The sequence below is a fragment of the Nostoc punctiforme PCC 73102 genome (assembly GCF_000020025.1).
GTDB classification, from domain to species: Bacteria; Cyanobacteriota; Cyanobacteriia; order Cyanobacteriales; family Nostocaceae; genus Nostoc; species Nostoc punctiforme.
Genome location: NC_010628.1, coordinates 3,822,646 through 3,834,474, shown reverse-complemented (window position 1 = coordinate 3,834,474; position 11,829 = coordinate 3,822,646). Strand labels below are relative to the sequence as shown.

Sequence of the window (11,829 nt, the reverse complement as noted above, 5' to 3'; positions counted from 1 at the left end):
TTAACAGTTTGATTGTTGATTGTTTAAATAACATCTCCTGGGCGTAATCCGATTCTGGCAGCAGGGGAATTAGGGACAACCCGAACAATAAGAATTCCTCGGTCTGCTAAAATGCGGACATTACTATTTGGATAATTATTGATTCTTTGCTTAACTTCGGGTGTTAGCGTCAGCATCTGAAGCCCTAAGTAAGGATATTCAACTTTACCCTTAGTAATCAATTGCTCGGCAATTCGTTGCGCCGTATCTATAGGAATTGCAAAACCGATACCTTCAGCACCTTGAATAATTGCGGTGTTAATGACTATCACTTGACCGCGAGCATTTAAGAGTGGCCCGCCCGAATTTCCGGGGTTAATTGCTGCGTCGGTTTGAATATAACTACTAGGTCTGGTAGAAAGATTTAAGGAACGGTTGATTGCACTGATAACGCCTACCGTTACCGTTTGTTGTAAACCTAAAGGATTACCTATAGCAACTGCCCACTGTCCTGGTTTTAAAGTATCAGAATTTGCTATTTCTACTGTTGGTAAGTTTGTACCAGGAATTTGCACAACTGCGACATCACTCACAGCATCTTTCCCCAGTACTTTCCCCTCAACAGTACGACCATCAGAAAATGATACCGTCACCGTATCCGCATCGCTGACAACGTGAGCATTGGTGAGAATTCGTCCATTGGGGTCAATGACAAAACCAGAACCTAGACCGCGCACTACTCGCTCTTGAGGTTGTGTAGGGAGATTTTCACCAAAAAAGCGCCGAAAGAATGGGTCATTTAATGCATCTGGTAATTGTGGTACTTGGGTTCTAATAGTTCGGGAAGTATTAATTTGAACTACGGCTGGTTCTACTTTTTCAACAACTCCAACCACAAAATTGTTGTCCTCAGCAGTTGGTGTCAGAGGGCGCGAAATTTGACTCTGTGACTCATTAACTGTAGGAGAAGGAACAATTGAAGGACAAACTTTTCCAGAAAAATCTGTTGAACAGCTACTCAAAAATCCTGCTGCTATCACTATTAAATATACCAGCCTATGAGTTATTGTTTTCTTCACAAAAAACTTGTCGGTCAAAATCTTTTCAGGCAAAATTACTAAGTTGATTTGGTGAGATTTTTTTGTTAAACCAAATAAACTAGACTTAGGAGTTTCCTGCTCTTTATGTATGTATTTTTTCTTCATAATCATATTCGTAAGTATTGAAGATTAAGTGTTTTAAACGGATGTCTCAGTTGGCGAATGATTTACCTTTACATTACGACTTGTCCAATCTCGCAACGCCCAAAGACTAATAAAAGCTGCCAATCCAGCCCCCAGAGAGTCCATAACTAAATCAATAATGGTGTCATCCAAGCTTTCAATTACTTGAGTATTAAGAATCTTACCAGCAGACCATTCTATAACTTCCCACAAAGCACCAACAGCAATCCCAAAACTAGTAATTGTCACTAAATACAAAAGTGTATGATTCCGAAATATATTCAACATTGAACCATAGACTAAAAAACTAAGTGCTAGGGTAATTGCAGAAGTCGTATAAGCATGAACAATCTCGTCATAGGGGCCTGGCATACCAAATAAATTCCATACCCAACCAGTAGCATTTAGCAATGCAGCCAAGACAAACAAAAAATCAAACAAGGTGGGTAATTTATCATCTCGGATGACAAATATAAAGGATACAATAAGAAATACTGCAAGACCCAAAGCATTTGACCATTTACCTTGAACTGCTGCGGCTATGACAAAAATTGTTAGTACAGCCTGTCCTATCCATGCGATAGTTCGATAACCTTTCCAATTCAGACTTCTCATAATTACTAACTCAAAAATATTAATTTAAAACGTCCTTTTTCTGGCTAATTCCAATCTTTATTATTGTTATCATTATTTAAATTTTTAATGACCTGATAATAACTCTCTTCTACATCTTTGCGGTCTTGTTCTTGTGAGAGTCCTTCACGGCTATCTTGTAAAATCATGTCAGCATGATGGCGTAGGCTTGCTTGATATTTAGAATTATTGGTGTAGGTGGCAATAGTAGCTATAGCTTCTAACAAACGAATAGTTACTCCTGCATCCGACTTTCCATACTGCCGAATTTGGTTAAAAGCACGATCAACCAATCCTCGAAAATCGACTCCTTCAGCAATGAAGCGCAATTTGTTATTTTTATCGTAGCGGTAGGGCGAAGGGAAATCTTTTTGAACTAAGTGGCACAGCCCTGCGCTAATTCGGTCAATACAGCGAATTGCAGTAAATGGATCGTTTATTCCAGGGGAAATGGCACGCAGAGCAATTTCTACTAATTGATCGATTGGAAACTCTATATCCTGTTGTTCTGTACGTTCTTTGCCCAAAATAAAAGCATCATTAATGTGTTTGGTAAGTTTTTTATTTACTTTTTTTCCAGGAAAAACCAAGGCTAAATTGCCACCTTGAATTATAAATTTTCCTGGTCTAACCTGAAGGCGTATTAGCAAATTATGTTTACAAGCAATTTCCATCAATTCCCTATTATCAATTGCTTGTAAATAACCAGTGCCATTAGCTCGAATCGGTAAAGACTCTTTCTCAAAGGACATAGGAATTTCTTCAATTCCTTGTCTATCTTCTGGTTCACCACGCCCAATTCTTTCTGGAAATAACCGATCAATTGCTGAATGTAAATCCTCACTAACATTTTGGATTACGTGAGATGCCTGAATTATGGTTGAAGCATGATGGATAAAATAAATCAAAACACTAATGCTAATAATTGCGAGTAAAGTGCCGACTGTAACCGAAAGTTGTGGCACATACTGTTCGTATCCATCTCCTTCTCCATGAATTGTCCGCAGTACGAACAAGCAGTAGATGAACGTACCAATAAATGTGCCTAGTACAATTTGATTACCTGTATCCTGCATAAAATTACGCAGTAGTCGCGGCCCGAAATTGGAAGCAGCCAACTGAAGCGCCACAATTGTAATTGAAAAGGCTGTAGCAGCAACGCTAATCATCGAACCTGCAACCGATCCTAACAGTGATCGCGCCCCATCTGCTCCACCTGTATAAATCCACCAATAATCAATGTCTATCTTGCCTGTACGGTCAAGATTAAGCATTGTGAAAGCCAAAGCAGTAGCTACCACCGCCATAACCGCCGGTATGAACCAGTAACTTGAGTGGAGCTGATCCCACAGTTTGCTTATCTTGACATTTTTCATTGTTCGTTGATTTGAGAATCTACTTTACCGTTGTTATCTTCTGAGGAGCGCACTTGAGCAAGTAACCTGAGTGAATCGCTAATGCGGCGAGGCTTCGGTACTTCACCTTTACCCGCAGGCCAACCTTCACGCTGACGGGAACGGTTTCCATCTGTCTCTTCGGTCTGGTCGTGGAACAAAATTTGTTGAGTTGGGAAGGGCAAATCAATGCCGTTTGCAACAAGCGTTTTCTTGATTGCAATAATCACTTTATCCCGCGAAATAAGATTATCTGCGCGTCGTGGTGGATGAACCCACCAACGCACACGGATGTTAACAGTGCTTTCGGCAAGTTCCATTACTAGTACATCAGGAGCTGGGTCTTTTAAAACTTCATTTACACTATGCATTGCGTCTAGCATTAACTGCTTGGCACGGTCAATATCATCGTTGTAGCCAATGCCGACATCATACTCTAATCGTCGGTTATCAAAGGCAGTGTTTACAGTTACCGAATTAGTAAATAATTCCGAGTTCGGAATGACAATCCGCCGACCATCGTAAGTTCTGATTGTAGTGGCTCTTGTTTGGATATTTTCAACTGTTCCCTCAAATCCTTTAAAAACAATTTGATCGTCGATTTGGAACGGCTCAGTTAACAGAATTAAAATCCCAGCTAAGAAGTTTTGCAAAATATCACGGAAGGCAAAACCAATTGCAACACCGCTAATTCCCAATAGTTGTACTAAATCACCTGCTTTAAATGAGGGAATTACTATGGAAAGGGCGATAAACAACCCAATCAAAATTGTCAACCCTTGCGCTAATCTTCCTAGTACTAATCCTAAATTCCGGGCAGAGCGGCGATTGCGAGTTAATCGCTTGACAAATACCTTAATTCTGCTGGCGACAAACAAAAAAATTATAAAGACAATTAACGCTAAGGCAATATTCGGTAACAAAGCCATAAATCCGTTAATCATGCTTTGAACCTTATCCCAAGCTGCCGAGATTTCTGCATTCATGAAGTTTCCTCACTAGTTAATTTGTTCTAATGTCAACGTTTTAAATTCTGATGCAATAATTCTTGAATTTCTCCCCGTAAAGCTGTAATTTCTGCCTGAAGTGCTTGAATCGATTTCGCTCCAGCTAGTTCTGCTTCATCATCATCGGCATCACGACCAATAAAAAACGTTGCCAGAGTAGCAGTAACGTAGCCAAACACGGCAAACGCATACAACGCTAAGAAAAAACAAAGCACCCGACCTTCGGGCGTTTTGGGCGAATAGTCAGAACCCATCGTTGTTATTAGCATTGCTGTCCACCATAAAGCACTGCCGTAATTGTGCAGCCCAGATTCTAAAGGAACTTCATTTTCAAACGCATACATCCCTGCTGCTCCTACTAAAGTAACAATCATGGTTAGCGCCATAACATAACCAAACCCTCGACGGCTAATACTTGCTGCTAAAACCCGCATTCCTCTGTTAGTACGAGTAATAACTCGCAACAACTGTAGCCCTCGCACAGCCCGCGCTGTTCGTAGTATCCGTATAACTCGGATAACCCGAAAAGTACGCAGGGCTGGCAATAGTAGAGAAATAGCTGTTAGCCAATTGCTTTTGATATAAGAAAATTTATAAGGAGCGATCGCTAATTTAAGTAAAAAATCTAATATAAAAATAATCCAAATAGTGATGCTAAAGGCTTCCAGTAAAGGATTTAGCCCCCAGATGATCTCGATGATGAATAGTGCTAGCCATACAAAGCCCAGCACCAGCATTGGAATTTCTAGCCAATCTTCCAACTGTTGTAAGACTTCATTACGTTCTTTTTCTAGGGCTTGTTTTTCTGAAAACTTTGAACTACTCATAGTATTAATTCGTAATTCGTAATTCGTAATTCGTAATTAAAATCTCCATATTTGATTAGATTTTTAGGTTTGAATCTGTTGCTGTATTTTAGAGAATTGGGCTTATTGTTTACTAGCAGGTGTTTCTAGCACGTTGACATCAACTAGAGGTGTCACATTTAAGTCCTGTTTCAATAATTGGGTTTGAATTAATTGGGTGAGGCGATCGCGTATTTCTTCACTAGATGCTGTAACTCCCGGTTGGCGCTGCACATAAACAACAGATAGTAGGGTATCCTGACCTTGAATATTGGATCGTGTAAAGCGGACATTCGACTCGACTAATTTTGCTAAACCAACTTGCTCTACAGTTTTTTGAACTTGGGCGTTGGCACGTTGGGCAAGGCTAGAGCGTTGTAAATTGGGAGAATGAGAAAACTGCCAAGTTAGCAAACCTGTCAATGCGATGACAGTTATCACTAAAGCAATACCGAATACCCGTTTTTTACCACGCTGATAGCGAGTTCCTTAAGCAGACAGCCCAAATATTCGGAACAAAAGGGATGCTGAAAAGTTGATGCCGCATAGTTGCAAAAACAGTAAGAACAGTCCCGAAATTGCCATGTCCCACCTACCGACTGCACTTGCCATACCGACAATTCCCGCAGGTGGAGCTAAGGAAGCGGCAACTAGCATTCCGGTTGCTGCCCCAGATACTAAACTACTCCGTTCTGACTGCACCAAATTGAGCGCTCCTGCTGCTCCGCCTGCCAATGGTAAAATCACTGCGACTGCTGAAACTTGGCTACTTTCTACCATTAAACTAGTGGGAATTTCTTGCCGTAATATCAGGCTAAGTAACCAAGTAGTTGCAATTGTGACTGCTAAAGCAGCAAAATATCGTAAAATACTCCGTCCTAAGAGTTTGCGATCGCCCCATGCAGTAGCGATCGCTGTATTCATCGCTGGGCCTGCAAATGGTGCAATCAGCATTGCCGCCACCAGCAAATAAGCTGTATTGATATACAAGCCAATCCAGACAACAAAGCCTGCGAGTGCTGCATAACCAAGAAAGCCTCGCCAAGAGCCAACACTTTGCAAACCAGAAAGAAAAATCTCAATCGGACTGCGTTCTTCCACATCTACAACTTGTTGCGGTGCTTCCGATGCAGGGGGTTGCAGAGTCATCACACCAGTTGGTATGAGCGTAATTTGTACTTTGGGCAAGTCTTGCAACTTGTCCAGAACTTTGCCAACTTCTCGATTAGAAACGTGAACAATCACCACATCAATCGGTTCTTCTCCATTTCCTTCAAATCGAGCTAGATTTGTACCGTTATGAGATTTGGCAATATCGATAACAGCTTTTCCATTTCCCCGTGGTACTTGGATAATGAGTTGACGCATTCTACCCTCCTACCGCTAACCATCTTGCGTTTTCAGACAATAACTCTACTATCCAAAGAAAGATTTTTTGAAAGATGTATCTCATATTCAATTAACACTTAGTTTTTGTACGTAAAATGTGTACATAGTAAAATAACTGATAGTTAAGGTAGCAAAAAAGTTATATAAAGAAAATTTCATTAATTTATCGTTTGAGACTTAGATTAAATCTAAATAGTGGAAAAGCCGTGGAGAACTCTGCTATATTTTTATTCTCAAAAGCAAGCTTTAGATTTTATTACTTAGATTTATAGCAGTCCTAAATAATTCGTGAAAATTATATCTCTCTTTCTTCTTTCTTTTCTTTGCGTCCTACACTGCGGGAAGGCCGCTTTGCGTCTATGCGGTTCGTTTCCTAATCTATATTTTTCACAACTCAAATAAGATTGCTATAAAATTCTTCTATTAACATAAGCCGTCACTAAAACATTGACGTTTTTGATATTTTCATTTTTGCGTTATCTATATCTAAAGTAATAAGCATAGTCAGTCTTTAGTAGTATTTCAAGTTTTGGGAGAAATTTCTCCACTAAATCTCCACTATTTGTTAATCACTATTGAAGTATTAGAAATAATGAATAATTGAAAAAACAGGGGGCATGGATTATGACACAGTTAACTAAGTTCGTTTCAGCAGGTGTATCTTTACTAACCTTAAATTTAACAGTACTTGCAGTTGGAACATTAGAAACATCTGCTCAATCTTCCCCTACAACTACCTTTAGTGATGTTCAATCTAATTACTGGGCACAGCCATTTATTCAAGGTTTGGCTGCAAGAAATATTGTCACTGGATATCCTGATGGTACATTTCGGCCAGAACAGCCAGTAGACCGAGATGAGTTTGCAGCAATTATTCGTAAAGCTTTTGACCAACCACCAACTCGCCAGATACAAAGTGGTGCTGTATATAAAGATGTTCCTACTAACTATTGGGCTACTCGTCCCATTGAAGAAGCATATCAACAAGGATTTATGACGGGTTATCCTGGTGGTTACTTTCGTCCCAATCAATCAGTTTCTAAGGTTGAGGCTATAGTTGCTTTAAACAAAGGTCTGAATCTAACTACTGATACATCAGCAGTTAGTCTACCCACAGTCATGCAGAGAGTAGTTCCTCAAAAAACTGCACAAAAAGCTGTAAAAAGACGTATTTTAATGCCGCTCGCTTTTACTACTTTAATGCAGCCTTTATTGATATCAAAAGCCCCAGCCCTAGCAGCTAATGCTGTAAATCTTAACCGTCCTGCGTCATTTATTATTACTAACACTTACGCAGATGCCAATAATATTCCGCAATATGCAGTTGGAGATGTAGCAGCAGCAACTAAAGCAAATATAGTGGTCAACTATCCAAAACCTAAAGTTCTTAATCCAAGTAAACCTGCAACTAGAGGAGAGATTACAGCTTTAGTTTATCAAACTTTAGTTTCCCAAGGAAAGATAAAACCAATTGCTATTAATTTACCTGCAAATCAGTATATTGTTCGTACTTCTGTCAACAAAGAAAATGCTCAATAACTGCGAATTCATCCAAGACTTTTGCTGATTTAAGGTTTAATAACTTAGTTATAAGCTTTTATAATCTTATGCAGAGGTTTAGTTTGGGTTTGATTGACGCTAATTTGTTTAAGCTATTAACTCCACAGTAATGATTTTTTAAACATTAATATATTTCTTGAGAAAGAAGGAGTAAAAAATTATATCTTTACAATTGTAAATATAGAGATTGGAGGAAAAAGAATATGCCTTTATATAAACTCGAAGATTTTGCTGGTAACTATGATGATGCAGATTTTAAGGATTATGAAATTAGAGATTTCGATGTTTATTCAGACATAAATGACGATAAAGTTGGGACTGTCAAACACATCTTGGTGGATAATTCGGGACATTTCCGCTATTTAGTTGTTGATACAGGTTTTTGGTTTTTTGGTAGACAAGTATTGTTACCAATTGGGCGTTCTCAAATAAGCTATAACAATCGACGCGTGTATGCTATTGGGCTGACAAAGGAGCAAGTAGAAAATTTACCAGATTTTAATGATTTGGAACATATTGATTACGATTATGAGGAACGGGTGCGTGGAGTTTATCGTACTCCAGTAAGACAAGCACCTTTAAGTACCTCAACACCTGTGGAGACATCGATACCTGTAGATGCTCCAGCAGCCTCTAGCGATCGCAATACATACACGTATCAAAATGAACCAAATCTTTACGGTATGAATCAGCAGGATCATCAAAATCTGAAACTATACGAAGAACGTTTAGTTGCCAATAAATCCCGTGTTAAGACAGGAGAAGTATCTGTTGGCAAACACGTTGAAACTGAGACGGCAAGAGTTGCTGTGCCAGTTGAAAAAGAACGCGTAATCATTGAACGCACTACTCCAAACGAAGCTGGTAGAACTGTATCGTCTGCTGAGGCTAACTTCCGTGAAGGAGAAGTTACTCGGATGGATATTTATGAAGAAACTCCTGATATTCAGAAAGAAGCCGTTTTGCGTGAGGAAGTAAAAATTAAGAAAGTAGTTGAACAGGATACAGTTGAAGCCGAAGGTAATGTTCGTCGTGAGGAATTAGACGTTAATACGAATGATGAGCGGTTGCATAAGAGAAAAAGCTAAATGGCTTTGAGATAACTGTTAATGAAATATCCCCGCACTTACTTAGCTTTTCAAAGTGCGGGGATATTTCATTAACATTAAAAGTTAATTTGAAATAGGTTGCGATCGCTATGCGGGTTCTGTTGCCCAACCATCGCCTATGGTGAAGCGTAGCCTATCGCCAACTGTGAGGGAATGGCAAAATATTAAAATAGAGCAATCCTTAAAGAATACCTGCGGTAGTAGGGTAGTGAGTTAGATAGGGGAGGAATGTAAAGTAAGTTTTGTTGTAGATAAAATAGATTGGTCACTGATATCGATAATTGCCCAATTATAATGAACAAGCACTATAGTGGTGTAGTTTTTGGGGGTGATGTTTGAGTTTATTTCGTAGGGATTACAGGCAAACTAGACCTAAGAGTAAGCGATGGCATCTAAAAAACCGTCTCTATTCTGCTGGAATGTTTGTGTTTGTCGTACTATCTCTCTCCAGTGGACTAGGCTACCGTTTTTATAACCAACCAAAGCTGGATGTAGATAAGATAGCTCCTCAAACACTTACCGCACCAAGTTCAGCCAATGTTGAAGATGTAAAAACAACAGAAGAAAGACGCAGGGAGGCTCGTAGCGGTGCTTCAGCAGTCTGGGTTGACGATCCAGTAATTAATGAGCAAATTCACCAAAATCTCCAGCAATTATTCACAAAAGGCAATCAAATCCGCGAAAATTTGGACAATTTTCCCTTTGTTAAGACTTCAGTGTTGTCCACTGCTACACAAACTTACCTGCGACAAGCACCAGAACCTCAATGGCAGCAAGTATTACGAGGTTTGGATAAAAATAGCAATCTAACTGGTTTAAATTCTGCCCAGCAGCTAGCAGTGAAAAAACTGCGAACTTACCGAGAGTCTAACTCCTCCCAGGCTTTTGCTCAACTATTAAAAGCGATCGCCCAAGCTCGTCAGCGCTATAATATCAGCCTAAAAGCCCTGAGCGCGATGTCTAAAGACAACACGCAAAGCGTCTATGCCCAACCCGAAACCCTTTACGATGCCACTTTCTTAAACCTGTCTGATACAGATTGGCAAAAAACTCAAATCCAAGTGCGTCAAACTTTAGACCGAATGTTAGCACAGGGCATTTATCCAGGGTTATCCAAGACGAACCTGAACTCTGCAATCGGGATGCAGGTGAGTGTTTCTGTGCCAGAAACAGCACAACCTTTAGCAAGGCGATTGCTATCAGACGCGATCGCACCTAATCTAATTAAAGATATTGAGCAAACCAAGCTGATTGCAGAACAAGCAGCCGAAGCAGTAGAACCGGCGATCGTCAGCATTCAAAAAGGTGAAGTTACCGTTAAAGCTGGCGCAAAAATTACCCAGGCTGATTTTGTCCTATTAGACCATTTTCACTTGAGCCAACGTGGAATCGATTGGCTGCATCTGATTCGTTTTAGTGGGATGGTGGGATTGGCTGTGGCTATTTTCAAACTCGTAGAACGACGGATTTACGCCAAATTACGACCGAGCGATTATCTTTTGATACTGCTCCTTACCCTCAGTGCGCCGTTGCTAATCTTCTTGACCAAATCATTTACAGGCTTACCTGCTATTGGTTTGCTTGTTGGTAGCTTTTACGGTACTGCGATCGGGGGTACTGTTATGGTGTTACTGACCATATTGCTTTCAATGGGAACGGAACTTAGCTGGCATTATTTAGTACCTAGTGCAGCTGGCGGAATTCTGGGCGGATTGATGGCGGGACAATGGCGATTCCCTGGTAGAGAAGCACTGCGAACGCGGGAGGAATTAGCTACCTTGGGAATCTTAATTGGATTGACGCAGGGAGTAGTTTATTTGTTGGTCAACACTGCGATCGCACCCCTTTGGTATGCTGTGCTGGGTGCAGCAGTCCTCAACGGTTTAGCAGGGTTAGTTTGGAGCATCTTAGCACTAGGTTTAAGCCCCTACCTAGAAGCTTTATTTGATCTAGTCACACCTATTCGTCTGGCTGAATTGTCCAATCCCAACCGACCTTTATTAAAACGCCTAGCTGATGAAGCTCCTGGAACTTTCCAGCACACACTGTTTGTCGCTACTCTAGCAGAAGCTGCGGCACGAGCATTAAATTGTAATGTGGAATTGGTTAGGGCTGGGGTTCTTTATCATGACATTGGTAAAATGCATGACCCTCTAGGATTTATTGAAAATCAAATGGGAGGTATTAATAAACACGATGTGATTAATGATCCCTGGAAAAGTGCCGAACTTATCAAAAAACATGTGAGCGAAGGGTTGGTAATGGCTCGTCAACACAAGCTACCGAGCGCTATTCAGGCATTTATTCCCGAACATCAAGGAACCATTTTAATTGCATATTTCTACCAACAAGCACAGCAACAGCAACAAAATACTGAAAAAGTTTTACACGAATCAGATTTCCGCTATGACGGCCCCATTCCTCAATCCAAAGAAACGGGGATTGCTATATTGGCTGATGCTTGTGAGGCGGCATTACGCTCCCTCAAAGACGCAACCCCAGAAGCAGCACTGGCAATGGTAAATAAAATCCTGAAAGCACGTTGGCAGGATAATCAGTTGGTAGATTCCGGGTTAACACGGGCAGAGATGTCTCAAATTGCTCATATTTTTGTCCAGGTTTGGCAGCAATTTCATCACCAACGGATTGCCTATCCTAAACTTTAGATATTAGCTAAAGCTACTCCTGGA

The 11,829-nt window shown here is 40.4% G+C and carries 8 protein-coding genes and 1 pseudogene; 3 read left to right on the top strand and 6 right to left on the bottom strand.

Annotated features, from left to right (window positions below; genetic code table 11):
• Positions 1-23 precede the first annotated feature (23 nt).
• The 6 genes and pseudogenes from NPUN_RS15610 to NPUN_RS15585 all read right to left on the bottom strand — a co-directional run bounded on the left by NPUN_RS15610 (position 24) and on the right by NPUN_RS15585 (position 6,449).
• Positions 24-1,184: a trypsin-like peptidase domain-containing protein gene (locus NPUN_RS15610; protein ID WP_419788432.1), complete on the bottom strand. Its 1,161-nt coding sequence runs from the start codon at positions 1,182-1,184 to the stop codon at positions 24-26.
• Between the two features lie 33 nt (positions 1,185-1,217).
• Positions 1,218-1,817, bottom strand: a complete 600-nt coding sequence (locus tag NPUN_RS15605) for a DUF2238 domain-containing protein (protein WP_012409550.1) — start codon at positions 1,815-1,817, stop codon at positions 1,218-1,220.
• A gap of 44 nt (positions 1,818-1,861) precedes the next feature.
• A complete protein-coding gene (locus NPUN_RS15600; protein WP_012409549.1) occupies positions 1,862-3,211 on the bottom strand; it encodes a DUF2254 domain-containing protein in 1,350 nt (449 codons plus the stop codon).
• Positions 3,208-4,215 carry a mechanosensitive ion channel family protein gene (locus tag NPUN_RS15595; RefSeq protein WP_012409548.1) on the bottom strand — a complete coding sequence of 336 codons (1,008 nt, stop codon included), beginning with the start codon at positions 4,213-4,215 and terminating at the stop codon, positions 3,208-3,210. The genes NPUN_RS15600 and NPUN_RS15595 overlap by 4 nt, the downstream gene beginning before the upstream one ends.
• Positions 4,216-4,247: 32 nt before the next feature.
• Positions 4,248-5,063, bottom strand: a complete 816-nt coding sequence (locus tag NPUN_RS15590) for an ion transporter (RefSeq protein ID WP_012409547.1) — start codon at positions 5,061-5,063, stop codon at positions 4,248-4,250.
• Between the two features lie 102 nt (positions 5,064-5,165).
• Positions 5,166-6,449 (bottom strand): annotated as a pseudogene (locus NPUN_RS15585) (DUF389 domain-containing protein).
• 645 nt (positions 6,450-7,094) lie between these two features.
• Between NPUN_RS15585 and NPUN_RS15580 the strand changes: the two are divergent.
• The 3 genes from NPUN_RS15580 (at position 7,095) to NPUN_RS15570 (ending at position 11,805) form a co-directional block, all read left to right on the top strand.
• On the top strand, positions 7,095-8,009 hold the full coding sequence (locus NPUN_RS15580; protein WP_012409546.1) for an S-layer homology domain-containing protein: 915 nt from the start codon (positions 7,095-7,097) through the stop codon (positions 8,007-8,009).
• A 224-nt stretch (positions 8,010-8,233) separates the two neighbouring features.
• Complete coding sequence (locus NPUN_RS15575; protein ID WP_012409545.1) at positions 8,234-9,118, top strand: DUF2382 domain-containing protein; 885 nt, start codon at positions 8,234-8,236, stop codon at positions 9,116-9,118.
• 440 nt (positions 9,119-9,558) lie between these two features.
• On the top strand, positions 9,559-11,805 hold the full coding sequence (locus tag NPUN_RS15570; RefSeq protein WP_012409544.1) for an HD family phosphohydrolase: 2,247 nt from the start codon (positions 9,559-9,561) through the stop codon (positions 11,803-11,805).
• Positions 11,806-11,829: the final 24 nt, after the last annotated feature.

Excerpts from the sequence above, each read along its gene's own strand:
- NPUN_RS15605 (WP_012409550.1), bottom strand. The coding sequence starts at position 1,817 with ATGAGAAGTCTGAATTGGAAAGGTTATCGAACTATCGCATGGATAGGA.
- NPUN_RS15595 (WP_012409548.1), bottom strand. The coding sequence starts at position 4,215 with ATGAATGCAGAAATCTCGGCAGCTTGGGATAAGGTTCAAAGCATGATT.
- NPUN_RS15570 (WP_012409544.1), top strand. The coding sequence starts at position 9,559 with ATGTTTGTGTTTGTCGTACTATCTCTCTCCAGTGGACTAGGCTACCGT.
- NPUN_RS15575 (WP_012409545.1), top strand. The coding sequence starts at position 8,234 with ATGCCTTTATATAAACTCGAAGATTTTGCTGGTAACTATGATGATGCA.
- NPUN_RS15590 (WP_012409547.1), bottom strand. The coding sequence starts at position 5,063 with ATGAGTAGTTCAAAGTTTTCAGAAAAACAAGCCCTAGAAAAAGAACGT.
- NPUN_RS15580 (WP_012409546.1), top strand. The coding sequence starts at position 7,095 with ATGACACAGTTAACTAAGTTCGTTTCAGCAGGTGTATCTTTACTAACC.
- NPUN_RS15610 (WP_419788432.1), bottom strand. The coding sequence starts at position 1,184 with ATGAAGAAAAAATACATACATAAAGAGCAGGAAACTCCTAAGTCTAGT.
- NPUN_RS15600 (WP_012409549.1), bottom strand. The coding sequence starts at position 3,211 with ATGAAAAATGTCAAGATAAGCAAACTGTGGGATCAGCTCCACTCAAGT.